General features: G+C 33.7%; 30 protein-coding genes and 3 tRNA genes. 14 read left to right on the forward strand and 19 right to left on the reverse strand.

What is annotated here, in order from left to right:
* Position 1 precedes the first annotated feature (1 nt).
* From ACW9XA_RS02225 to ACW9XA_RS02235, 3 genes are read right to left on the reverse strand one after another with little or no spacing between them, the layout of a single operon-like run.
* Positions 2 to 574 (reverse strand): NADH-quinone oxidoreductase subunit C, encoded by a 573-nt coding sequence (locus tag ACW9XA_RS02225; RefSeq protein ID WP_457762785.1) that lies wholly within the window; start codon positions 572 to 574, stop codon positions 2 to 4.
* The gene (locus tag ACW9XA_RS02230) at positions 574 to 1098 is read right to left on the reverse strand and encodes an NADH-quinone oxidoreductase subunit B (protein ID WP_457762786.1); all 525 of its coding nucleotides are present in this window, start codon (positions 1096 to 1098) and stop codon (positions 574 to 576) included. Before ACW9XA_RS02230 ends, ACW9XA_RS02225 begins: the two co-directional genes overlap by 1 nt.
* Positions 1099 to 1138: 40 nt before the next feature.
* Positions 1139 to 1471: an NADH-quinone oxidoreductase subunit A gene (locus tag ACW9XA_RS02235; protein ID WP_014964440.1), complete on the reverse strand. Its 333-nt coding sequence runs from the start codon at positions 1469 to 1471 to the stop codon at positions 1139 to 1141.
* A gap of 154 nt (positions 1472 to 1625) precedes the next feature.
* Between ACW9XA_RS02235 and ACW9XA_RS02240 the strand changes: the two genes are divergently transcribed.
* Positions 1626 to 2090 carry a redoxin domain-containing protein gene (locus tag ACW9XA_RS02240; RefSeq protein ID WP_457762787.1) on the forward strand — a complete coding sequence of 155 codons (465 nt, stop codon included), beginning with the start codon at positions 1626 to 1628 and terminating at the stop codon, positions 2088 to 2090.
* Positions 2091 to 2094: 4 nt separating this feature from the next.
* Here the strand turns inward: ACW9XA_RS02240 and ACW9XA_RS02245 are convergent, their stop codons facing one another.
* The 6 genes from ACW9XA_RS02245 to ACW9XA_RS02270 form a co-directional block, all read right to left on the reverse strand.
* Positions 2095 to 2607 carry an acetyl-CoA carboxylase biotin carboxyl carrier protein subunit gene (locus ACW9XA_RS02245; protein ID WP_457762788.1) on the reverse strand — a complete coding sequence of 171 codons (513 nt, stop codon included), beginning with the start codon at positions 2605 to 2607 and terminating at the stop codon, positions 2095 to 2097.
* 6 nt (positions 2608 to 2613) lie between these two features.
* Positions 2614 to 4101 (reverse strand): acetyl-CoA carboxylase biotin carboxylase subunit, encoded by a 1488-nt coding sequence (locus ACW9XA_RS02250; RefSeq protein ID WP_457762789.1) that lies wholly within the window; start codon positions 4099 to 4101, stop codon positions 2614 to 2616.
* A 6-nt stretch (positions 4102 to 4107) separates the two neighbouring features.
* Entirely contained in the window at positions 4108 to 5655 is a 1548-nt protein-coding gene (locus ACW9XA_RS02255; RefSeq protein WP_457762790.1) for an acyl-CoA carboxylase subunit beta, read from the reverse strand.
* Positions 5656 to 5756: 101 nt separating this feature from the next.
* Positions 5757 to 6068, reverse strand: coding sequence for a hypothetical protein (locus tag ACW9XA_RS02260; protein ID WP_457762791.1), 312 nt, complete (start codon positions 6066 to 6068; stop codon positions 5757 to 5759).
* Positions 6065 to 7222, reverse strand: a complete 1158-nt coding sequence (locus ACW9XA_RS02265) for an AAA family ATPase (RefSeq protein WP_457762792.1) — start codon at positions 7220 to 7222, stop codon at positions 6065 to 6067. Before ACW9XA_RS02265 ends, ACW9XA_RS02260 begins: the two co-directional genes overlap by 4 nt.
* 8 nt (positions 7223 to 7230) lie before the next feature.
* A complete protein-coding gene (locus tag ACW9XA_RS02270; protein WP_457762793.1) occupies positions 7231 to 8346 on the reverse strand; it encodes a hypothetical protein in 1116 nt (371 codons plus the stop codon).
* 83 nt (positions 8347 to 8429) lie between these two features.
* Between ACW9XA_RS02270 and ACW9XA_RS02275 the strand changes: the two genes are divergently transcribed.
* The 3 genes from ACW9XA_RS02275 to ACW9XA_RS02285 all read left to right on the forward strand — a co-directional run bounded on the left by ACW9XA_RS02275 (position 8430) and on the right by ACW9XA_RS02285 (position 10485).
* Positions 8430 to 9230 (forward strand): inositol monophosphatase family protein, encoded by an 801-nt coding sequence (locus ACW9XA_RS02275; protein WP_457762794.1) that lies wholly within the window; start codon positions 8430 to 8432, stop codon positions 9228 to 9230.
* 134 nt (positions 9231 to 9364) lie between these two features.
* Entirely contained in the window at positions 9365 to 10207 is an 843-nt protein-coding gene (locus tag ACW9XA_RS02280; RefSeq protein ID WP_457762795.1) for an FAD-binding oxidoreductase, read from the forward strand.
* A 110-nt stretch (positions 10208 to 10317) separates the two neighbouring features.
* Entirely contained in the window at positions 10318 to 10485 is a 168-nt protein-coding gene (locus ACW9XA_RS02285; protein ID WP_457762796.1) for a DUF1059 domain-containing protein, read from the forward strand.
* A gap of 5 nt (positions 10486 to 10490) precedes the next feature.
* Here the strand turns inward: ACW9XA_RS02285 and ACW9XA_RS02290 are convergent, their stop codons facing one another.
* The 3 genes from ACW9XA_RS02290 to ACW9XA_RS02300 all read right to left on the reverse strand — a co-directional run bounded on the left by ACW9XA_RS02290 (position 10491) and on the right by ACW9XA_RS02300 (position 12596).
* Positions 10491 to 11567, reverse strand: coding sequence for a glutamyl-tRNA reductase (locus ACW9XA_RS02290; protein ID WP_457762797.1), 1077 nt, complete (start codon positions 11565 to 11567; stop codon positions 10491 to 10493).
* Positions 11568 to 11579: 12 nt separating this feature from the next.
* Entirely contained in the window at positions 11580 to 12383 is an 804-nt protein-coding gene (locus ACW9XA_RS02295; RefSeq protein WP_457762798.1) for a hypothetical protein, read from the reverse strand.
* A gap of 135 nt (positions 12384 to 12518) precedes the next feature.
* A tRNA-Asp gene (locus tag ACW9XA_RS02300) sits at positions 12519 to 12596 on the reverse strand.
* Positions 12597 to 12692: 96 nt separating this feature from the next.
* Here ACW9XA_RS02300 and ACW9XA_RS02305 point away from each other — a divergent pair.
* Positions 12693 to 12766 (forward strand) — tRNA-Lys (locus ACW9XA_RS02305).
* Between the two features lie 16 nt (positions 12767 to 12782).
* Here ACW9XA_RS02305 and argH read toward each other — a convergent pair.
* Positions 12783 to 14243: an argininosuccinate lyase gene (gene argH / locus ACW9XA_RS02310; protein ID WP_457762799.1), complete on the reverse strand. Its 1461-nt coding sequence runs from the start codon at positions 14241 to 14243 to the stop codon at positions 12783 to 12785.
* A gap of 49 nt (positions 14244 to 14292) precedes the next feature.
* Here argH and ACW9XA_RS02315 point away from each other — a divergent pair, with 49 nt between their 5' ends.
* Positions 14293 to 14616, forward strand: a complete 324-nt coding sequence (locus ACW9XA_RS02315; protein WP_300325362.1) for a metal-sulfur cluster assembly factor — start codon at positions 14293 to 14295, stop codon at positions 14614 to 14616.
* Here ACW9XA_RS02315 and ACW9XA_RS02320 read toward each other — a convergent pair.
* The 4 genes from ACW9XA_RS02320 to ACW9XA_RS02335 are packed head-to-tail and all read right to left on the reverse strand — an operon-like array spanning position 14613 to position 17863.
* A complete protein-coding gene (locus ACW9XA_RS02320; RefSeq protein ID WP_457762800.1) occupies positions 14613 to 15371 on the reverse strand; it encodes a succinate dehydrogenase/fumarate reductase iron-sulfur subunit in 759 nt (252 codons plus the stop codon). The genes ACW9XA_RS02315 and ACW9XA_RS02320 overlap by 4 nt on opposite strands.
* A gap of 2 nt (positions 15372 to 15373) precedes the next feature.
* Positions 15374 to 15718, reverse strand: coding sequence for a succinate dehydrogenase (locus ACW9XA_RS02325; protein WP_300325368.1), 345 nt, complete (start codon positions 15716 to 15718; stop codon positions 15374 to 15376).
* A 1-nt stretch (position 15719) separates the two neighbouring features.
* Positions 15720 to 16151: a succinate dehydrogenase gene (locus ACW9XA_RS02330; RefSeq protein ID WP_457762801.1), complete on the reverse strand. Its 432-nt coding sequence runs from the start codon at positions 16149 to 16151 to the stop codon at positions 15720 to 15722.
* The gene (locus ACW9XA_RS02335; protein ID WP_300325373.1) at positions 16151 to 17863 is read right to left on the reverse strand and encodes a succinate dehydrogenase/fumarate reductase flavoprotein subunit; all 1713 of its coding nucleotides are present in this window, start codon (positions 17861 to 17863) and stop codon (positions 16151 to 16153) included. Before ACW9XA_RS02335 ends, ACW9XA_RS02330 begins: the two co-directional genes overlap by 1 nt.
* Before the next feature lie 95 nt (positions 17864 to 17958).
* Here ACW9XA_RS02335 and ACW9XA_RS02340 point away from each other — a divergent pair, with 95 nt between their 5' ends.
* Both ACW9XA_RS02340 and ACW9XA_RS02345 read left to right on the forward strand, forming a co-directional pair.
* Positions 17959 to 18468, forward strand: a complete 510-nt coding sequence (locus tag ACW9XA_RS02340; protein WP_457762802.1) for a PadR family transcriptional regulator — start codon at positions 17959 to 17961, stop codon at positions 18466 to 18468.
* A gap of 79 nt (positions 18469 to 18547) precedes the next feature.
* Positions 18548 to 19393 carry an isocitrate lyase/PEP mutase family protein gene (locus tag ACW9XA_RS02345; RefSeq protein WP_457762862.1) on the forward strand — a complete coding sequence of 282 codons (846 nt, stop codon included), beginning with the start codon at positions 18548 to 18550 and terminating at the stop codon, positions 19391 to 19393.
* A 29-nt stretch (positions 19394 to 19422) separates the two neighbouring features.
* Here ACW9XA_RS02345 and ACW9XA_RS02350 read toward each other — a convergent pair whose 3' ends face one another.
* Positions 19423 to 19710, reverse strand: coding sequence for an AlbA family DNA/RNA-binding protein (locus ACW9XA_RS02350; RefSeq protein WP_300325378.1), 288 nt, complete (start codon positions 19708 to 19710; stop codon positions 19423 to 19425).
* Positions 19711 to 19825: 115 nt separating this feature from the next.
* Between ACW9XA_RS02350 and ACW9XA_RS02355 the strand changes: the two genes are divergently transcribed.
* On the forward strand, positions 19826 to 20362 hold the full coding sequence (locus ACW9XA_RS02355; RefSeq protein ID WP_457762803.1) for a HEAT repeat domain-containing protein: 537 nt from the start codon (positions 19826 to 19828) through the stop codon (positions 20360 to 20362).
* Position 20363: 1 nt separating this feature from the next.
* Here ACW9XA_RS02355 and ACW9XA_RS02360 read toward each other — a convergent pair.
* Positions 20364 to 20437: transfer RNA gene (locus ACW9XA_RS02360), tRNA-Ala, on the reverse strand.
* Positions 20438 to 20564: 127 nt separating this feature from the next.
* Here ACW9XA_RS02360 and ACW9XA_RS02365 point away from each other — a divergent pair.
* The 5 genes from ACW9XA_RS02365 to ACW9XA_RS02385 are packed head-to-tail and all read left to right on the forward strand — an operon-like array spanning position 20565 to position 24213.
* On the forward strand, positions 20565 to 21410 hold the full coding sequence (locus ACW9XA_RS02365; RefSeq protein WP_457762804.1) for an FAD-binding oxidoreductase: 846 nt from the start codon (positions 20565 to 20567) through the stop codon (positions 21408 to 21410).
* A gap of 52 nt (positions 21411 to 21462) precedes the next feature.
* Positions 21463 to 22065, forward strand: coding sequence for a hypothetical protein (locus ACW9XA_RS02370; protein ID WP_457762805.1), 603 nt, complete (start codon positions 21463 to 21465; stop codon positions 22063 to 22065).
* A gap of 28 nt (positions 22066 to 22093) precedes the next feature.
* Complete coding sequence (locus tag ACW9XA_RS02375) at positions 22094 to 23011, forward strand: branched-chain amino acid transaminase (RefSeq protein WP_457762806.1); 918 nt, start codon at positions 22094 to 22096, stop codon at positions 23009 to 23011.
* Positions 23012 to 23947 (forward strand): Gfo/Idh/MocA family protein, encoded by a 936-nt coding sequence (locus ACW9XA_RS02380; RefSeq protein ID WP_457762807.1) that lies wholly within the window; start codon positions 23012 to 23014, stop codon positions 23945 to 23947.
* Complete coding sequence (locus tag ACW9XA_RS02385) at positions 23944 to 24213, forward strand: Trm112 family protein (protein WP_300325397.1); 270 nt, start codon at positions 23944 to 23946, stop codon at positions 24211 to 24213. The genes ACW9XA_RS02380 and ACW9XA_RS02385 overlap by 4 nt, the downstream gene beginning before the upstream one ends.

Below are 24213 nucleotides of genomic sequence, written 5' to 3' on the forward strand. Positions count from 1 at the left end.
TCTATCTACCTTTTATTGCAAAGTCCTTTCTAAGTGGTGGTAAATCTGCCCAATCTTCTGGCAAAAGTAATCGTCTATTATCAGGATGACCTTCAAAGAAAACTCCAAACATTTCAAAAACTTCCCTTTCATGAAATTCAACACTATAAAATACATCTCTAAGAGTTGGAAGTTTTGTTGCATCATTGCCAGGAATTGGATGTGTTTCTCTTGGAGCTCTGGTGGCTAAAACTAGAATTTGTCTTGCCAATGATGAATCAGTGTAAGATCCTATATGATAAACAACCTCAATTTCATTGTCTTGAGGGTAATCGACTCCTGAAACAGACTCTACATGATCATAATTTAATCCATCACGAATGAATTCAGCAACGTCATGAACGTTTTCTCGTCCAACATTAATTCTAACTCTATCTTCTTTTACAAATCCAACTTCAACTTTGTCACCGAACTTTTCAACAATTTTATCAGAAATACTCTTTTCAAATGCAGGTAACTCTACGGGTGTGGGTTTAGGAGGAGTTTGTGCTTTAGGTTTTGCATCTGCAGGAGGATTTTCAGTTTCAGTACTCATTATACAAACTTCCTAGCCTTCATTCTCTTAATTTTTTCTTGTAATAACATACATCCTTGAATGAGAGTTTCAGGTCTAGGTGGGCAACCCGGAACATATACGTCAACTGGAATAACTCCATCAATTCCTGGAAGTACATTGTATGAATCAAAATACAAACCTCCAGTAATTGCACAAGCTCCCATAGCAATTACATATTTTGGTTCTGGCATTTGATCATAAACTAATCTAAGACGTGGTGCCATTTTTCTTGTGATAGTTCCTTGAACAACTACAAGATCACATTGTCTTAATGAACCAAATGCTTCAATAATACCAAATCTTTCAACATCATATCTAGGACTTGATGCTGCACCGAATTCTACACTGCAACAAGCTGTTTCAATGTGTACAGGCCATAGTGACCAAATTCTACCCCAATTAATGGCATAGCCCAATGGTTTATCAATTGCTTTTTCTAAAATATCTCCAAGTTTTCCTACAAAGACATTTGCATTTTCTGGTGTGATTAAATCTTTAAGCAATCTTATCTCCTACCCTCGTAAATATAATTTATATAAAAAACTACCATATTCTTCGTCTCCCTGATTGATACAATGCAAATGCCATAGCACCAAACATGATTGCTAAAAAGCCCATCATAGGTAATGTTGCAATCTTTGGAATTTCTAAAAGTGCACTTCCCCATGCATACAAGAAAATTGCCATTACATCAAATACTACAAACATCAGAATATACGGATAATATTGCATCATGAAATGAGTTCTTCCTTCTCCAGAAGGGACTTGACCACATTCCATTGGCAAGAATTTCACTGGATTACTTCTTTTTCGAGGAGAAATCATTCTAGAGATTACTAAAGCTGGAGCCATTGCTACTATACCAAACGCAAACATCAATACAACGGTACTGTAATTGCCCGCTAATTCCCCGACCAATTTAGCTTTTCACTCCAATTTTTGTATAAAAAGGTATGTTTCATTTTTGGGATCAAATTTGAAAAAAATAATTTTTGAAAAGAACTTAATAGGATAACACCAGATTGCGATCATGGCATTGAATGTAGGAGATATTGCTCCCAATTTTGAACTTCCAGACACAGAATTGAAAATGCGGACTTTGGAGGAATTCAAAGGAGGTAAAATTGTCTTATCGTTCATAGTAGCAGCAAGCTCTCCTGTTTGTGAAGTAGAACTCTGTACATTTAGAGACTCTTGGAAAGAAATTTCTGATATGGGTGCCAAAATTGTAGCTATTAGTAATGATGGTCCATTTGCAAACAAAGCTTTTGCAGAAAAACACAACTTTAGCTTCCCATTATTAGCTGATTATACAAGTAAAACAATAAGAGATTATGATGTTTTGATGCCAGATTTACTACACATCAAAGATTACAATGCAGCAAAACGTTCTGTTTTCATAATTAATGAAGATGGAACAATTGGTTACAGATGGGTTTCAGAAGATCCTCTAAAAGAACCAAACTATGAAGAAATCAAAAATTTCTTAAAATAAAAAATTATTCTATTTCTGCAATAACATCGCCTTTAGCGACAGTTGCCGTTTCTTTAATTTTTATTGTTTTAACTACACCATCTTTATGAGATTTGACTGCAACCTGCATTTTCATAGATTCTAAAGTACAAATCACATCTCCCTTCTTTACAGAGTCGCCTTCTGCAACAGCTAATGACACTACTTTACCCGGAATTTGACTTTTCAATGCCAATTGTGCATCACCTGTACCACCTCCACCTGAATTCTTGTAGACAATCTCATCAAAGTGAGTGTGTAAGTTTAGGGTAATTGGAACATTATCAATTACAATGTTCATTTCATTTGTAGATTGTTCTAGATATTTTGCTTTATGATATTTGTTATCTAAAATGAATTCAATTCCTTTAGAATTCATTGTTATGATTTTTAAGTTATGTTCATTGTCATTGATTTTAATTACATAGTCATTATTTCCAAGATTCTCTACTATCTTTCCGTCAAATGATTTTTCAATATCTTGTATTTTATAATTCATTTATCATCAATCCAATTTGTATTTCCAATTAGAGTTATTGGAAGTGCTGGTTTGTGCTCTGCTCTTAAAGTATTCAGAATGAATAATTGCAGCAGCAATAGCGGCATCACTTTTTTCTTCTTTTTCTTTTTTCAAGTCTGCAGTTAGCTTATCAATTATATCATATCTCTTTAAGAAATCAGTTGAAAGTTGACCATTCTTGTACTCTTCAGTATTTAGAATTGTTTTGTAAAGAGGAATTGATGTTTCAACACCTTGAATATACATGTCATTTAATGCAGTAAGCATTCGCGTCCTAGATTCTTCAAATGTAGGTCCCCATGTACAGAGTTTTGCCATTAACGAATCATAAAATGGAGATACCGTACATCCAGGATACAGATAAGTATCACATCTAACATTTGGTCCTGCAGGAATTGTCACGTCTGGAACAGGCCCAGTTGAAGGTGCGAAGTCCAAAAATGTATCTTCTGCATTAATTCTACATTCAATTGCATATCCATTCATCTTTAGATCTTTTTGTTTGAATGGAAGTGGTTCTCCGTTTGCAATATCGATTTGTAATTTAACAAAGTCTAATCCTGAAACCATTTCACTGATAGGATGTTCTACTTGAAGTCTTGCGTTAATTTCAATAAAATAAAATTCTCCGTTATCAGCCCGCAAAAATTCTGCTGTACCAAGATTAGTGTAATCAACAGCTTCTGCAGCTTTAACAACTAATTCACCAATTTCTTCTCGTTTTGCGTCATCCACAACAGGAGACGGAGTTTGTTCAATTAGTTTTTGGTTTCGTCTTTGAATAGAGCATTCTCTTTCAAAAATATGTACAGCGTTACCATGATGATCCCTACACATTTGATATTCAATGTGTCTTGTTTTTTCTAGGAATTTTTCAACAATGATTGCAGATTTTCCGACAGCAGAAATAGATTCCGAGGTTACTGTTTCAAAACCTTCTTGTAATTCTTTATCATTAGTTACTAGCCTAATTCCACGTCCTCCACCACCATAGACAGATTTCAACAGAACAGGGTAACCAATTTCGTTTGCAATTTTTTCTGCTTCATCTGCATTAGATACCAATCCTGGACTTCCAGGTACTGTTGGGACTTTAGCTTTTAACATCGCAGCTTTACATTCCATCTTATCACCACAAAGATTCATTGAGTCGGCAGATGGACCAATGAAATTAATTTTATGTTTTTCACACAATCTTGCAAAGTCATCGTTTTCAGAAAGGAAACCATAACCAGGATGAACTGCATCAGCACCTGAAGATAACATCACCTCAAGAATTTTTTCTTGATTAAGATATGATTTTGCAGGTGCAGCTTCTCCTATATGATATGCTTCAGTTGCTTGTTTAACATGCATGGAATTATAATCTTCATCAGAATACACAGCAACTGTTTTGATTCCTAATGCTTTGCATGTTCTAATAACACGTAAAGCAATTTCTCCTCTGTTTGCGATAAGTACTTTTTCAATCATCGTTAATCACAGGTTGATATTTCCATGTTTTCTTGGCAATTGTTTTACTCTTTTGTTTTCAAGCATTTCAAGTGCTTTAATCAACATAGGTCTTGTTTCAGCAGGATCAATTACGTTATCTACAGTTCCGTGAGATGCTGCAACATAAGGATTTTCGAATTTTTCTGCAAATTCATCAATCAATTGTTTTTTTAGGGCTTCAGCATCATCGGCTTCATTAAGATCTTTTCTATACATGATTTTTACAGCAGCTTCACCACCAAGGACAGCACATCTTGCAGTAGGCCATGCATAATTGATGTCAGTTCTGAGATTCTTACTTCCCATTGCAATGTATGCGCCACCATATGCCTTTCCAATTACCAATGTAATTCTTGGAACAGTTGCTTCACAGTATGCATAAAGCAATTTGCTACCATGTCTAATGATACCATTATGTTCTTGGTTAGAACCAGGCATGTATCCAGGAGTATCTACTAGAGTTATTATTGGAATGTTAAATGAATCACAAAATCGAATGAAACGTGCTGCTTTATTTGATGAATCAATATCAAGTGCACCTGCAAGATGAATGGGTTGATTTGCAACAATTCCAACAACTTTACCGTTTAATCTTCCATAACCTACAACGATATTTGGTGCAAACAGTTCATGAACTTCAAAGAATTCATGATTATCAACAATTGAATTAATGATTTCTTTCATATCATATGGTTGTAAAGGATTTTCTGGAATAATATTGATCAAATTATGATCCATTCTATTTGGATCATCATCAGTTTGAATTTTTGGTGGGGCTTCAGTATTATTTTGAGGGAGATATGAAATCAGTTTTTTGATATAATCCATGCATTCGTATTCGTTTTGTGCAACAAAATGTGCAACTCCACTTTTTGAGCCATGTGTCATTGCTCCACCAAGATCATCAAATGAAATCTCTTCGCCTAACACAGTCTTGACTACATCAGGACCTGTAACAAACATGGTTCCTACTTTATCAACCATAATTACAAAGTCAGTCATTGCAGGAGAATATACAGATCCTCCAGCTGATGGACCAATACTAGCAGTAATTTGTGGAATTACACCTGATGCAAGTTGATTATGATAAAAGATATCTGCAAAACCATCGAGACTCATTATTCCTTCTTGGATTCTAGCTCCACCAGAATCCATTATTCCAATTATTGGGCATCCTGTTTGAACAGCATGATCCATTAGTTTAGTGATTTTTTTAGCTCCCATCTGACTTAAGGTTCCACCAAGTACAGTGAAATCATATGCAAAAACAAAGATTTGTCTTCCATGGACATTTCCATAACCACCAACTACACCATCAGTAAAGAACTTCTTTTTCTGCATATCATATTCATGATAATGATGAGTAGTCAACGGGTCAATTTCAGTAAAAGTACCTTCATCAAGTAAAAGATCGATTCTTTCACGAGCAGTTAATTTCCCTTTTTCGTGTTGAGCCTTGATTCTATCTTGGCCTCCACCCTGTAATGATGTATTATTCTTTTTAGTATATCCTTCAATCTTTTCAGAATGCACGATATTCTACAACAAGAGGGTTTCCTATATTAATTTAGTTTGAGAATTCCAACATATGAAAATTTTATAAAAAATCAACGATCAATAGTTTTTTTAGAATTTCAAGTGTTAAGAAGTGGAAATTTCTTATTAACATATTTTTGATAAGTGTTAAAAGCATCCTTTTCTTCACTGCATTTCTTACAGATACATAATTGAGAAACATTTGAAATATCACAATTTTCCTGAAATTCACATTGATCACATCCTGCAGGACCCCCACATACAATACACTGTAGTTCGTTAATTTGAGCACATTTTTCATGCTTTACACCTAATCCTTTCGCCCAAAGACCAATTTCATTGACAGATATTTTTTCATTACAAACTATACATGTGCCAGGAAATTTCATTGGGATTTTTCTCCAGCTCATTTTAATAATTCAATCTCCTTTTCTATAAGATCACCAAAAGTTTCTTCCAATTCCAAATCCAGAGTTTTGTTTTTTATGCACAATAAAACAAAGGGTAAACACAAGGTCACAAAAGAACTAGAAGATAAATGAAGTTTTTTTGCCATGATGGATGATAATGATTTGATTTTTGCACCATCCCAACGTATTCGATTTAGTAAAGGCCATGATAAATTGTATTGAGCATATCTAATCCTATCATCATTTTGATATAATTTTATTAAAATATCATTTAGATATCGAAGTAATCTCCAATTCTGTGTTTTCATTATTCTTCCATAAAGCATGTCAGATTCAGATATTATTTCTAAATATTTTGCAAGTGTATGAGGATCTAATTCACTTGTGATAATACTAGAATAAAATGCATTAATTTTTTCTCTAGGATCAATTTGCATTGAATATAAAACGATTCTGGCCTCTTCAATTGAATTTGCTTTAAAGAAGGCATTTACTCCATCTTCAACGTTAATTTTTTCAAATGTGGTTTCAGTTTGAGGATTAAATCCAGTTACAAAAGATTGCGTAAGATTGATCATTGACCGGATATCACCTTTAGATTTAGTAATAACTTTGATTATTGAACCAGGACTTAGTTTTGCGTTTTGTTTATTTAAAATATTTTCAAGATATACTCGTAATAATCGTGGAGGTATTTTTTTGAATTGAATTGTTTTTACAACTTTTTTAATACTTTTCATTTTATCAGAAATATCACTATTCGCAGCAAGAACAATTGGGACTGTGGGTTCCTTTAGAATATCCACTAATGCCGATGCTCCTCCATAATCACCACGACCATGAATTCCATCAACTTCATCGACAAAAATCATAGGAGTCCCCATGACGCTAACATTTGCCAGAACAGGCGTAAGAATTTCATTAATTCTTGATTTGCTTCTAACATCACTTGCGTTTAATCCAATCATATCATATCCAAATTGTTTGGCAACAAGATATGCAATGGTAGTTTTTCCTATCCCAGGAGGTCCAACTAAAAGCAATGGCTTTGTACCTTTTTTCCATTTGACAAACCATTCAGTAATTGCAGCTCGTGCCTCTTCGTTTCCTACCATATCAGAAATTGTCTGAGGCCTATATTTTTCGGACCACATCAAAATAATCACTTGGGAAGTTTAGATTGATACTCTGACCATTTATTGGCTTTTTGTAGTTTATTGTACCAGTATTGATTATAATGTTCTACAGTCAGAAATAAAAATTCCAAAAATTCCTTATGAGAAAAATTCTCTGGCAATAATTCAAGTGTTAGTCTTGCATCTTGCAAATACAAATTACTTTTTTCTAAAGTAACATCAAATCCTTTTTTCACATCATTAGCCAATAAGGAATAATATAGTGGCCAGGAAGGGATTTTTACAAAACCATTTTTAATTGAATCTTCAATTTCATTTCCACAACCAACTCCTTCAGCAGCTCTTGCCATACCCAAATAGAAGATTTCACCTAGAGGTCTTTCTGCTAAAGCCATGTTTCTTCCAGCAGTTCCCATAACTGCACGATATTTTTTATAAGACAAAGTCATTTCTTCTTCAGTAATTTCTGTGGGTTTTGATTTTAGTTTTTCATCTAAATATTGTCCAATTCTTGCATCTTCAAATCCTGCTTCAAATTCTTTTAGAACATGCTCACCACCTTTAGAGATTTTATCTCTGGCTAATTTCAAAATATATGGATTCATCAATTTGTAATCATCGAGAAATTCCAAATCTTCATCTTTATCTACAATTCTATCCATTGGTTCGCTTAGATCTATTGCAAGAATATGTCCTTCAACAATATCCTGCTTTAATTGAGGATCATCTCTTCCAGAATATTCTGCTGCTGCATCAAATAATCCATTAAAAACAGGAAATGTCATTTTAACAAAATTTGAATTCAAAATTCTATTTACACGGTCTTGCATTACTTCAAGACTTTCCAATTTTGATTTTATAGGCTCGATTTCAGATGCATTTAGTATGATTTCGCTGGATCCCACTTCATTACCAAATGCTTGTTGAGTAGCATTTGGATTTGTATCAGATTTAATTTCATTAAGTAATCCTTTTGCAAATCTTTCTGCAAAATTTGGGAATTGATTTTCTGTTTCTTCTTTGTATTTGTTAAATAATTTGTAACCTTTAGATTTGAATAAAGCTTGTTTCATAATTTGCTTTCCAGGTTTTGTACTCATCAAAGATTCTTTACTGATTACTGATTGATCTTTTCCACTCACAAACGTTAAGCTTCTTTATTGTTATTTATGCTTTCAAACTAAATTTTTTCTTCACTTAAATTACGAGCGACTGGTTTGACAATATGGAAATAATAGAAATTCTCCGTGAAGCTTCACAGAAAATTTATGAAAATGTAAAAGATCTTGCAGGAACAGATGATGCAGCAGGAGATTTTGGTGTTGGTGCTGGAGGAGACATTTCAAGGAACATAGACATAATTGCAGAAAAAACAGTTTTGGATTACCTAAAAAAAATTAATTTTGAATGTGTAGTGTTAGGTGAAGAATGTGGACGAGTAGAATTATCAAATAAACCAAAAGGCTTTGTAATAATGGATGCAATCGATGGTTCTGCAAATGCAGTTAGAGGAGTTCCTTTTTTCTGTAGCTCATTAGCTTTTGCATCTGAAGACAAACTCAGTTCAGTTACAGACGGTGTGATTACAAATCTGACAAATGGGGAAATGTATTGGGCATCAAAAAACAAGGGAGCATTTTTTAACAATAAACAAATCAAAGTTCACAAAAAAAATCCAATTTACAAAATTATTGGAATTAACACATCAGGAGCATCCATAGATTTGATGACCAGATTAAATCCAATATATGAAAATTATGAGCACACTAGACATTTTGGAGCAAATGCACTTGAAATGGCAATGTTTGCAAGAGGATTAATGGATATTTTTATTGATTTGAGAAAGAAAATTAGAATTCAAGATATTGCTGCAGGTTATGTTATTGTCAAAGAAGCAGAAGGTATTCTGTTAGATGAAAATTTGAATCAACTTGATGCAAATCTAAGTTATGAAACAAGAGTTTCTTTCATTGCAGCTGCAAATCAAGAAATTCTTGATGAAATAATGTCAAAAATTGCCAAATGAGTTTTTGGAATAAAAAATCAGATAAAGAAACAGTAGTTTGATTGTTTATTTGATATTCTAGTGTTTTTGATAGATCTTTTGCCTTTTATGTTAAGAGAAATATATTTAACCAAAGTCAGGAAAAAGCTTCTTGTATGGTTACTGAGATGAAAGCAAAGGTCATCTATAGGGAATTGCTTAAAGAAGATCTTGTAATCATTAGATTAGTTCCAGAGAAAGGAATGCCAGAATACAAAACGGGTCAATTTTTGACAATAGGACTTCCAATTCCTGCAGAGAAAAAAATTGTCAGAAGAGCATATTCTATTGCATCACATGCAGAAAACAGGGATTATTTTGAATTTGTAATTAGGTGGGTAAGAAAACCACTTCCAGGTCGTGTAACTACTGAATTGTTTTATCTCAGTGTGGGCGATGAAGTTTTTCTTGGTGAACCAACTGGAGCTGCATTACAAATTAGTGATAAACTACCAAATGGACAAAAAGACAATAGAAGAGTGATTTGTGTAGGTGGAGGTACAGGATTAGCACCATTTATTGCATTTGCAAAACATTTTCACGATACTAATGATAAACGAGAAGTGATTGTTCTTCATGGAGCAAGTTATGTGGATGAATTAAGCTACAAACGATTATTGACAGACTTGGAAATGGAAAGTGAGAAAAGAGGAAGAGATCAATGGAATTTTAGATATAGAGCCGCAATCAGTAGACCAAAAGAATTTTTCAACAGATCTTGGAATGGTCATGTAGGCAGAGTTGAATCATTTTTCCAACCAAATAAAAAATCAGGACTATCACCTGTAGAAGAAATGGTAGGTGAAGAACTAACTCCAGAAAACACAATTATCTACATTTGTGGTTATCAAGGAACAATTGATGGAGTGATTGAATATCTAGGACCAAAAGGATTCGTCACTGAGCATGAAAAGAAACCTGATGGAAGTTTCGGAATCAAGTTTGAATCATACGGATAAAAAAATCCAAAATATCACTATAAATTTCATTTTGTATTAATTCTTAAAATAAATTCTCCATTATTCGCAAATACCTGTGGATTTTTATATTGATTATTTTTCACCAAGGTATGGCAAAACTCAAGTGCAATGATTATGGATTTGAGTGTGATTTTGTATCAGAGGGAGAAATGGAATCAGTTATTGATGAATTTAGAAAGCACACTGATGAGGAACACGGAATAGATTATTCTAAAGAAGCCATCATGCAATTTCTTTTAAGAAAACAAGGATTATAGAAAATTTAAGCATCTAATCTTTTCATTCTGGCAGATAGAACTGGAAGTTCTTTTTCGATGATTTTTTCTACTGCAGGAACAATTCCTGCTCTAGCTTTTACACTTTCTTCAAAAATTTCTGCAACCTGATCTCTGAATAGTAATTTAATTCCAGGAAGTGCAGTGATTCCTTCATCAACAGTTCTTGGTTCAGACAAATCTATAACCAATGTGCCTTTTTTCTTTTCTTCCATTACTAATCGAATTCTTTCATAAGTAATCAAGAAATAATCAGAGGTTGTTGCAACTAAAACAATATCATATTTATCAAATCCAGCCAATACATCATTGAAATCTACAGGATTTCCACCAAGAATTGTTGAAAAGCCAGTAGCACGTTCTAAACTGCGACTTGTAACATCAAAAGCAATTCCTTTTTTGCCCATAGTTTTTGCAAGCATTGCAGCAGATTCACCAGTACCAATTACCAATACTTTCTTTTTTGAATCAAGTCCTGCCTTTTCATCAACGACCTTCATTGCAACATCTCCTAATGAAACAACATCTTTTGCGATACCTGTTGTATCCCTCATTCGAGCGGCTAATCTAATAACACTATCAAATAATTTATTGAGAATTTTTCCAGATGTGCCTGTACTCTTTGCATCAGATGCTGCCTTTATAATATCATCAAAAACACTTTGCCAACCAACAACTAATGAATCCAATCCAGATGCCAATCTTAAAAGATGTAAGTAGACATCATCTCCTTTGTAAACCTCAAGTGTTTGATCAAAATGATCAATGTCAATTTGTTCTAATGAAGACAAAGATACCCAAGTATCTTGAATTTGATTTAATACCAATGCTTTGCCTTCGGGTCTTCTAGCATCTGGAGAATCATCAGTTTCAACATTACTTACTGTAAATATTTCAACTCTAGTTGCAGTTTGGATGATAACACATTCTTCAACACCAGGTATTTTTTTAAATTCTGCACATGCAGCAGGAACGTCTTTGAAAGCAAATTTTGATAATGTATGGATTGGAACATTTTTGAAAGTTACTCGCGCATTTATTACATCAAAAGATACTTGACTCATACCATTCACCTATTATGCTTTAATTTTATCCCGCCCGCCTTTAGCTGTCCTAAAAACATTCATACCAATATAGTAATTTTCATGCAAGGATTCCAAGTAAATAATTTCATTTTCCGTATCTTTAATTTCTTTTTGAGTTGCAGTAGGATCACTTTTTAATTGTTCAAGCTTCTGTCTAGATTCTTCTAAAAATGAGTCAACCCCACGTTCATAATTTGAAAGTCCTGCATATTCTGGACTAAGAACATGTTCAGGAATATATTTTGGGGTTTGATCACGAAATATCTCTGCTTCTCGAGTAAGAGATTCCTGTTCATCTGCTGAAAGAATTGGTCGTGGAAAACGGTCTTGTTTATCTAACCAAAATTCAGGCTCACCCATTTCCCGTCTAAAAATTTCTTCGCCTTGTCTCTTAAACGTAAAATCAGCTTTGGCAGCTGCTTCTGCTTTTACTTCAGCTGCAATGGCTTTGTATTCTTCTTCAGCTGCTGCTTCTGCTTCTGCTTTTGCAGCTTCTGCTTTTGCAAGTGCTTCTTTAACTGCAAGTTCTGCTTCTTCAACTGCCTTAGTTGCAGCTTCTGCTTTTAAAATTGCATTTTCAGCAGCTTTTGCTTCTTCAGCCTTTTTTGCATCCTCAGCTGCTTTAGCATCTTTAATTGCCTTTTCTGCTTTTTCAGCTGCTTTTGTTGCTTCTTCTGCTTTGGTAACTGTTTCTTCTGAAATATTATTTTCAGTTTTGTCTGGAGATACTTTATCAGATGTTGAATCATTGGTTGATTTTGTTTCGACTTCAGATTCTTTCTTCTCTTCAGACAACAAATTTCACTCAAATTCCCTGAATTTTAATATTCTTGTGAGATTCATCTTGAATCCATCATTATTCAATAATTTTTCTAGAAATCTAATTTTGATCGGTTGTTAAACGGTTTTCTGTTAATGTGATAGAAATAATGGCGCCCTCGGCGGGATTTGAACACGCGTCTCAGCCGTGACAGGGCCGAATTCTAGACCGGGCTATACTACAAGGGCACAGATTCTTTGAGTCAAATTGCCAGATTAAAAGTTTCTGTCAGAACAAAATATTTTGTAAAAGACTAAATTATACAGTTAAGGCATTTTTTACGAGGGTCTATGGCGCAGCCAGGTAGCGCACCGGACTTTTAATCCGGTTGTCAAGGGTCCGAATCCCTTTAGACCCGCTCTCTTTTACTTTATTCATTCAATTATTGTATTGATCTGTTTTGTCAATTCATCAATTGATGCATTGATTTTGTTTTCTCTTTTAGATACATCAATTCTATATTGATTAATTTTCTTAGTTCTGTCAATTATCATTCGTTTTTGCTCATCATATCCTGATGAACCAAAAGAGATTCTATCCTTTAATGAAGAAACAACAGTTGTAGAAGAAATGATGTTTGAAACAACTTTAGGATCAACTTTTGTACCATTAACTGATTTTTCAATTTCAGACATAGTCAATTTAGATATGGGTTTTTTTGAGATATGAGCTAATTGAACTAAAGTTCCGGAAATTTTATGAGTTACCCTAAATGGAATTCCTTCTTGAACTAATTTCTCAGCAATGTCTAAGGCTATGAGATTACTTGATTCAGTTACTTTTTTCATTTGCTTTTCATTTACTTTCAAAGTTAATAGAATTGATTTTAAGATTAACAATGCGCTGATAGATATTTTTGATGTTGACCAAATAGAGGATTTTATTTGTTGCAGATCACGTCCATATCCAGATGCCAATCCTTTAACTGTAGTTAGAATTGCAGTTAGATTGCCAATTATTTCTGCAGTTTTACCTCGTGTTAATTCTAAAATATCAGGGTTCTTTTTTTGAGGCATCACACTTGAAGGAGATGTAAATTCGTCTGAGAGTTCAATAAAAGAAAATTCAGATGTTGACCAAATTACAAAGTCTTCAGATATTTTGCTTAGATTAGTCATCATAATAGAAAGCATTGCAACATATTCTGCTACAAAGTCACGTGTGCTTGTAGCATCAATAGAATTTTCAACAATACCATCAAAACCCAACATTTTTGCGGTACTGTGTCTATCAATAGGAATACTTGTTCCACCTACAGGTCCTGCACCTAATGGACTCTGATTGATTCGTTCAAAGGTCCCATACAATCTTTCAAAATCTCTAGTTAGAACATCAGCATGTGCTAAAAGATAATGTGAGAAAAGACCAGCTTGAGCTTGTTGGAGATGAGTATAAAGAGGCATGATTGTTTTTTGATGATTTTTAGCCACAGACACCATGGCTTCAATAGTATCTAAGAGACAATTACATACGATATTGATATCATCTCTAATTTTCATTCTAATGTCTAAAACAACTTGATCATTACGAGATCTTGCAGTGTGCATTTTCCCACCGCTTGCCATTCCGGCTTTCTTGATTACTAATGATTCAATTAATTCATGAATATCTTCAGCTCCCGAGGATGTATCAAATTTTTCATTTTTTAAATTCTCTAATGCAGATAAGATTTTTTTTGCATCATTTTTTGAAATGATATTTTTTTGAAATAACATTAGAGTATGTGCTTGACTTCCAAGAATATCATATAGCGCAATTTCAGAATCATCATTTATGGATGAAACATAATCTAAAGTAATATCACTCAAATCAGTACCAAGACGAGAACGATACATTACCTAAGGTTCTATAATGGTTATATATAGCAACAATGGTTTTTACGACATGAGCCAAGATATCAAACAGATGCGAGTGAAAATTTTTGATGAGTTATCAAAGATTGTGGATCCAGAAATTAACACATCAATTGTAGAACTTGAATTAATTGATGAAGTTGATATCAACGATAGCAATGTCAAAGTGGATTTACATCTTACAAGTCCATTCTGTCCAGCAGTATTTGGTTTTAAAATTTGTCAAGATGTTCACGATAATCTGCTAAAAGTGGATGGTGTCGAGGATGTTAAAGTTAATGTTTCAAACCACTTTATGGCTGAACAGATTAACAATCAAGTAAATAACAGTCCAAAACCAAAAAAATTAGGTTAGCTTCTAAAACCTAACATATATCCTCGCAGTAATTGAATTCCCATTGCAGGATCAACTCCTTTTGGACATACTTGACTACAAGAACCAGCAAAATGACATCTCCAGATTCCATGAGAATCATCTATAATTTTTAATCTAGAATCTTTTCCTTTATCTCTGCTATCAGCAACGTATCGATATGCTTGAGCTAATGCTTGAGGACCAACAAATGAAGAGTCAGTTGCCATTGTGGGACATGCAGAATTACATAAACCACATTTAATGCAGTTAGCAAATTGAATATATTGCTCAACTTCTTCTGGAGATTGTAAGAATTCTTTTTCATTAGATTCTATTTCAGTATCATCACGAATTAGATAGGGTTTGATTTTTTGATGAGTGTCAAATAATTTTTCAAACTTTACAGCCAAATCACGAATGATTGGAAAATTGTTCATTGGTTCGACTGTAACAACATCAGAGTTTAATTCACTAATTTTTGTAAAACATGCCAATCTAGGTTTTCCATTGATTATCATTCCACATGAACCGCAAGTTGCTTGTCTGCAAGAGTATCTTACTGCAACTGAATGATCATGATGTTTTTTGACATCCAAGATTGCTTCAAGAACAGTTGTCCATTTCTCATATGAAACTGAAAATTCCATAAATCCACTTGACTCATCATGTTCTGGATTAAATCTAGAAATTCTAAGTGTGATTAATTTTGAAGTTGGTGAAGTTTGCTCGTTTGAAATGCTAGATACTTGGGCCATTTCTATACCATCCCCATGTTAGTCATAATAATTGTTCTTGAACCATATGCTATTAATCCAATCATTGCTGCAAGACAACCATACGAGACTGCTTTTTCATAAATTCGTCCTTGTTTTAATTCCAGTAAGATCACTCTTAGTCCATTAAATCCATGTACAGATAATAAAATTAAGATCAATTCTAACATTGCAGCATATGGAATGAATTTGTAATTTGCGAGTACATTTTCATATTCTAAGGATTCTGCAAAGCCCTGTGTAAGACGCATCAAAATATGAACTGCCACTAGGGCTACAGCTGCCAAAGCAGTGCCATAGTGAATTTTCATTATTGTGCTTTCTCTCATATTATTCACCAAACATTACCGCTAAACCGTACATCATTGCAATTGCAGCTAAAAGGATTGCAGAGTATATTCCTATTTTGTGTCTGTAATTTTGGGATGCTGGCTCATAAGGATAATCAGGTCTTGTAGGTTTTCCTACACCGATTCCTCCATGTCCTAACATTACTCTAATTCCATTTACAGTGTGAAATACACACATTGCAATTACAATTGCCAAAACAAGATGTCCTTCTGTGGTTTGAGTCAATTCAAGAAACTCATTCCAGCCAACTTGTCCTCTTAGAATATTACTTGTTTCATAAATATGACCTACAAAATATGCCAACAATCCCAATCCACTTAGTCTCATTAACCAATATGCAACACGTTCAATTCCATATCGTGTAGGGTTGGCCATTCCCTTGATACCTTCTCTATGTTCATCTTTAGACATTAGTACTTCCTCTCCACAGGTTGATATTTAGTAATTGTAACTGGATGTGTTTTCATGATTGGACCATTTGGATCATAATATGCAAGAGTGTGATGTAAAAAGTTAGCATCATCACGCTTTGGAAAATCAGTCCTTGCATGTGCGCCACGAGACTCTTTTCGGTTGATTGCACCAAGCAAAACAATTTCTGCTACTCTAAACATAGAATCAAGCTCCATTACATTTGCAAAATTAGTATTGTATTCTTTTGCTTTATCATCAACATGTTTCCAAGTTTGTTGTTTTAATTCACGAATTTTCTTTAGCCCTTCAACAAGATTTGTTTCATTTTTGTAGACATATGCTTTTTCATTCATAGTGTCAGTTAATTGCTGTCTAATTTCATATGGATTAACATCACCGTTTCCTCTAAAGATTCCATCGTAGATTCTCTTCTCCTCAGCGGCAACCAAATGATGAGGCCAAGGATTTGATGATTCGTTCTTTTGAATATAGTCAATTGCCAATTCACCTGTAATTTTACCCCAAACGATACATTCTGAGGTAGAATTTGCACCTAAACGATTAGAGCCATGAACACTGTTACAGGCAGCCTCACCTGCAGCCCAAACTCCTTGTATTTCAGTAGCACCGTCAATATCGGTATGTAATCCTCCCATCATGTAATGACAAACAGGTCTGATGTCAAGTAAATCCTGAGCAGGATCTTGACCTGAAAATTTAATTGAAATTTCTCTAATTCCACCTAATTTTTCTTTAATTTTTTCATCACCAAGATGTCGTAAGTCTAGCTTCATACAATCAACACCAGTTTCATGTTTGAATCCACGTCCTTCCTGAATTTCAGTCATTATTGATCTTGATACAATGTCACGTGGAGCTAATTCCATTTTACCTGCTGCATATGTTTTCATAAATCTCTCACCCTTATTGTTCAGCAGATATCCTCCTTCACCTCTTGCACCCTCTGTAATTAAAATTCCAGATGGCAAAATCCCTGTAGGATGGAATTGTACAAATTCCATATCTTTGAGTGCCATGCCTGCACGTAATCCCATATCTAATCCATCAGGAGTTGAAGATAGTGCATAAGTAGAAAAGCTGTATAATCTTCCAGCACCACCGGTTGCAATAATGAGAGCTTTGCCTTTGATTGTGTAAAATGTTCCAGAGCCTAATTCAATTGCAGTAACTCCCATGAATCGTTTTCCATCATGAATAATTGATGTAACAAACCATTCGTTAAGATATTCAATATTTTCAAATTTTTGACATGTATCATACAAAGTTTGCATTTCAAAGAAACCGACTTTATCTGATGCATATGTTGCTCTAGGAAAACTGTAACCACCGAAATTTCTTTGATCAATTCTACCATCATCTCTTCTAGACCATGGCATTCCCCAATGATCTAATTGACGGATTTCTTGTGGCATTTCAACACATAGTCTTTCAGCAACGTCTTGGTCTGCAAGAAAATCACTTCCTTTTACAGTATCATAAACATGAGATTCAATTGTATCGCCTTCATCTTCAAAAAGAACTGCTGCGGTACCACCTTCTGCTGAAACAGAATGAGAACGCATTACTTGTACTTTTGAGACAATACCAATTTTGAGATGAGGGCCTTTTTTAGCCGCAGCAATAGCTGCTCTCAAACCTGCAAGTCCAGAACCACAAATAATCAAATCAAATTCAAGTGAATCTACCATTTTTCAGTCAAACTTGCTTTGAGCGGGATAAATATGTAGTAATTGCTGGATTTAATTCAAAATATTAAAATATATCACTAGTGATATCACTAGTGATGATCTCAGAGTGGTTTCAAAGAGTAGGAAGCTCAATTCCCAGAGGATTTTCAAGATATTTTATTTTAGAATTATTGAAAAAAACACCACATACTGGAAAGGAAATAATCGATTATGCAATAGAGCAAAGTAATGGCATTTGGAAACCATCACCTGGATTGATTTATCCGTTGTTAGGAAGACTACTAGACGAAGGGCTCATTGAAGAAACTAAAGATGGAAAATATCAACTAACAAAGAAAGGGAAAGACACAGCAAATGATGTTGATAAAGTAAATGATATTGTTAAGAAACAACTAGAAGTCTTATTCAGATTAGGTAATGTAGGAAGATTTGTTGCAATAGATCTATTAGAAAAGATTTCTGCCATGGGATCTATTCTTAGCTCTAATTTTGCTAATATGACTGACGAGGAGACAAAAAAATACAAACAATTTCTGGAATCAGAATTAAAAAAGATTCAAGAAAAAGATGTAAAGAAAAAAGGTAAAGAGATCAAGATCGAATAAAAAATTCTTACAAAAATAACGCTAATTAAAATCATAAATAATTCATTCAAAAGATAAATTTATGAAAAATTTGAAAAGTATGTTAAAATCAAAAAAACCACTTGTAATTCCTGGTGTTTATGATGCACTTGGTGCAAAAATTGCTCAAAAAGTAGGATTTAATGCCATGTTTCAAACAGGATATGGTACATCTGCAACATTATTTGGGATGCCAGATTATGGATTTATCGGAGCTGCAGAAACTGTAGATAATGCAAGAAGGATTTGCAGAGCAGTATCAGTTCCAGTGATTGTTGATTCAGATACAGGATATGGTAATGCATTAAGCGTATGGAAATTGGTTAAGGAATTAGAATCAGCAGGGGCATCAGGCATTTTTTTAGAGGATCAAAAATGGCCTAAGCGATGCGGACATATGCAAGGAAAAGATGTTGTGTCTCAAGAAGAATATACAGAAAAATTGTCAGCTGCTATTGATGCAAGAGAAAGCAAAGATTTCATCATTGTTGCAAGAACAGATGCAAGAGCAACCAAAGGACTAGATGAAGCAATACAAAGAGGTAAACAAAATAAGAAGACTGGTGCTGATGCAGTTTTTGTTGAGGCTCCAAGATCAATAGAAGAGATGAAAAAAATAGGTAAAGAGATCAATGCACCATTAGTTGCAAACATGATTGAAGGAGGAGCCACACCATTAAGCTCTGCTGAAACATTAAGCAAGATGGGATTCAATATTATTTTGTATCCATTGTCGGTTTTGTATGCAAATACATTTGCAACGATGAATATTCTACAAGAATTAAAGAATACAGGAAACACATCAAAGTACAAACAAAAAGTTGTAAATTTTGATCAGTTCAATGACTTAGTTGAACTTCCAAAGTTTAGAAAAATGGAAAAAAGATACGAAAAGTTAAAGAAATGATAAAATAAAAAATTTCAAGTAAAGTACAGTTAACTTGTATTTCTCTTTACTTCAATTTCTATTGTTGAAACGTTTCTTGTTCTACCGTCTTGTGACTCTAATGATTCTGAGCCAATTTTTATTTCTCCGATAGAGTAGCCTGCATTTTCTGTCTTTCTTGCAATGATTTGAGCTACATCGACAGCACGTCCAATGCTGAGTCCTCTAGCTTTGATGTTGACGGATGGTAAGTTTGCCAATTGAATTAGCGTTGATGTAACATATGCCATCAAGGGTTTCTTACCAATGAATACGGTGTCTCTTGTTTCAGTTGACATACAAATTTCGGTATTTAAGGATAATTTAAAGCTAAAAGGACATTTTCTAATTAAATGAAAAGAAGTTGAAAAATTTGAACCATTATTAACTAGAAACAAGGAATTTGAATTAAAGTTGGAAAATATTTTAAAAGTTTTAGAATTTGGAAGTGCTGGAGAAAAAATCAAAATTTTAGAGACTTTGGATGATGTCAATAATACAGAGATTTTAGAAAAAATAATTTCAAAATTGGATGATGATGATGTCGCAGTCAGAGGAGAAGCATTTAGTGCTCTACTATTGAATAAAAATAAAATTTCAGATTTTTTAATACGTAGTTTGAATGCAACGAATAAGAACATCAGAGGCTTTGTATCACTAGTATTAGCAAATAGAAATGAAACATCAGCTATTCCTGAAATAATCAAATTAACAAAAGATGAACGTTCAATGGTTAGATCATGTGCAATAGGAGCACTAGGATATCTAAAAGCTAAAGAAGCTAAAGACATTTTCATAGATGCATTATCTGACTCTAACATAGAAGTAAAGAAAAGTGCATTACAGGCAATCATTGATCTAAAAATTATAGTTTCAAAAGAAAAAATCAATGAATGTTTTAAAGAAAAAGATTCTGAGATTGAAAAAATGGTTTCATTGATAAAAAAATAAGTGGACCGGAAGGGATTTGAACCCTCGATCCGATGCATGCCATGCACCTATCCTACCGGACTAGACGACCGGCCCAACTAATCAGAAATACTGATTGAACTACATTTTTAAAATTGGTTATTAACGTTTAGCGGTCTAGAATATAATCGGGTTATGAAATTAACACAATATATTTAAAGTCTCAAATCATGGTTGAATCGTTATGGTAGTAGATAACAAAGCAACTGTCACTTATGTACAATTATTGAAAGAAGACCTAGTAATTATTAGATTAGTTCCAAAAGATGGGCCTGTTCCAGAATACAAAGCAGGTCAATTCATTACATTAGGATTACCAAACCCTGCAGAAAATGGAAAAATTGTTAGAAGAGCATATTCAATTGCATCACATCCAGAAAACAGAGATTATGTAGAATTAGTTATCAGATGGGTAAGAAAACCACTACCTGGAAGATTAACTACACAAATTTTCAATATCAAAGAAGGAGATGAAATCCTGTGGTTAAAACCAACAGGCAGAGCTTTATTGATTAATGAAGAATTCACAAATGGTGAAAAAGACAACAGGCGAATTGTCTGTATTGGTGGAGGAACAGGGTTAGCACCATTTGTAAGCTTTGCACAACATCTTCATGATACTGGTGATAAACGAGAGATCATAATATTGCACGGAGCAAGTTATGTGGATGAATTAAGCTACAAAGATTTGCTAACTAATCTTGAAAATGAAAGTATTGCAAGAGGTAAGGATCAATGGAATTTTAGATACAGAGCTGCAATCAGTAGACCACAAGAATGGTTTAACAGATCATGGGCAGGTCAAGTAGGAAGAGTTGAAACATTTCTAAGACCAAGAGATGGTGGGCTATCCCCATTAGAAGAATTAATCGGAGATAAAATTACAAAAGAGAACACAATTTTCTATGTTTGTGGATGGCAAGGAACCATTGATGGCGTAATGGACTTTTTGAATCCTAAAGGCTTTGTTACCGAGCACGATAAACGTGAAGATGGTAGCTTTGAAGTCAAATACGAATCATACGGATAGAATTTTTAAAAAATCAATCATTGAAATATGAGAATTTATTAGATAATGCAAATTGGTTACAGCACTATATCTTGCACATCTAAATCCAGTGACAAATGCACATGTCGAAATTATTAAAGAACTAAAAAAACAAGCAGATATTGTTAAAGTCATGCCAGTTGTTTTCAAGGATGGTGACAGAGAAATTAACAGTAAGAGTTTCCCATTTAATTTTGAAGCTCGAAAGAAAATGTTAGAAGCAATTTTTGGGGATTCAATTAAAATTACTGATGATTACTCTTTCCAAGCACCATTCAAAAAATATTTGCCACCATTAGTAAGAAGGAAATCATGGAAATTGAGAAAACAAATTCTTGGCGGTATTGAAGGAGATTATTTTTCATATACTGGAGATAAGGCTGAAGGATACATGCTGAAAATGTATAGGTTAAGACCAAAAATAGGTGAGAGAAAATCACTTTCAGCAACATCAGTTAAAGAAAAATTGTATGATGCAGCACTTGGAAAAAAATCATCATGGAAAGAAGATGTTCCTGAAGAAATTATCAGTATTATAGAGGAGGAATGGAAAACAGTCAAAAAATTTGCTAATGAGGAAGATCAAACCACAAGAATTGTAGGAATGAAATTTCCTAAAGAAGGATATTCAAAATAGATTAATACATAGCAAGTAAAACTCTCCCATGACACTTCCACTTTCAAAATATGTCTGGTTTGATGGAAAGTATGTTACTACAGAAAAAGCTCAAGTACCAATTACAACACATGCAATTCATTACGGAACATCAATCTTTGAAGGAATTAGAGGATATTGGAATGGAAAAAATCTCAACATATTCAGACTCGATGAGCATGTAAAGCGATTTAGAAGATCAGGGCAATTTTACAATATTTCACTCAATTTTTCAGATAAGGAAATCACTGATGCAGTAATTGGAATATGTAAAAAAAATAAAATAAAAAAATCTTGTTACATTAGGCCATTTTATTTTGTAGGTGAATATGGGATTAATCTGCATGTAACCGAAAAAGCGCCAACATCTGTTGCAATCTTTACATTTCCTTTTGGAGATTTGTTTAACAAAAATGGAATAAGTGCAGGTGTTGTATCTTGGAGGAAATTTTCAGACACATCAACACCACCACAAGCAAAAATGGGAGGAAACTATCTAAATTCCATTATTGCCACACAAGAAGCAAAACGAAATGGGTTTGATGAAGCAATACTACTTGATCATAATGGGAATGTCAGTGAAGCACCAGGAGAAAATATTTTCATAGTAAGAAATGGTCAATTAGTTACACCATCACTTGCATCATCAGCATTAGAAGGAATAACGCGTGATGCAGTAATTAAAATTGGAAAAGATTTGGATTTGGATGTAGTTGAAAGAGATATTGGAAGAAGTGAATTGATCATATCTGAAGAAATTTTCTTGACAGGTACAGCAGCAGAGATCGTACCCATCATAAAGATGGATTCAAAACAAATTGGAAATGGAAAACCTGGAGACATTACAAAAAAAATGATGTTAGAGTATACAGAGATAGTCATGAACAAAAATGTTGATTATTCTCACTGGTTAACAGAGGTATATTAGATGAAAATCGTTCAGATTGGAACCGGCGGATGGGGCAAGAACCATACAAGAATTTTGTCACAACTAGGAGTATTGGTAGCAGTATGTGATTCAGATTCACAAAAAAGCAAAGAATATGGTGAAAAATATTCAGTTAATCATTATGAATCTCTTGACGAATTATTAAGTGCAGAAGAATTTGATGGAGCTTTTGTAGTTACTCCAACATCAACTCATACTGCTATTGCTAAGAAATTGTTAGAATCAAAAAAACATGTGTTTGTAGAAAAACCAATGACTTACAAATCAGAAGACGGTCAGAATCTTGTAAAACTTGCAGAAAAAAATAAAGTAATCCTTACATGTGGATATATAGAAAGATTCAACCCAGCAGTAGGTGTTGTTAAAAAAATGGTCAAAGACAAAAAATATGGAGATTTAGTAATGCTTGAATTTCACAGAGAAAATAGAATGCCTCTACACATTAAAGATGTCGGAATTATTTATGATACATCAGTTCATGATATCGACACATCTAACTGGTTGTTTGATGATATGCCACAAGTAGTATTTGCAAGAGCAGGAAAAATAAAACATGAACATGAAGATTTTGCAACAATTATGTTAGGATATAAAAACGATAAAGTTGCAATTATTTCATCGAATTGGATTACACCTAAAAAATTAAGAAAGTTTAATGCAGTATGCACTGATGCAATTATTTCATCAGACTTTATCACTCAAGAAATCACTGTAGAAAAAGATGAAGAATCAGAGATTGTTCAAAAGGAAAAACAAGAGCCTCTACTACTTGAAATTCAAAGTTTTCTTGGTGCTATTGAAGGCAAAAATGAGCATATAGTAAAATCACAAGAAGCGGTAAATGTTACAAAGATTGCAGAAGCTGCACTTTTATCTAGTCAAAAGGGCATTCCCATCTATCTGGATCTAAAATGAACAAAACAATGATAGATATTTTGGCATGTCCAATTGACAAAAATCATCCTTTAGAATTATTTGAGATAAATGGAAAAGAAGACGTCATATCAGAAGGCGCAATATTTTGTCCAAAATGTTCTAGATTCTATCCAATAATAGAGGAAATTCCCATTATGCTTCCTGATGAACTACGAGATAAAAAACAAGAGATTGAATTTCTAAAAAAATTCAAGGACCAACTACCTGAAAAAATTATTACAAAGGCAAATCCATGGCACTTGTGA

The organism is Candidatus Nitrosopumilus sp. bin_6a (assembly GCF_054095695.1).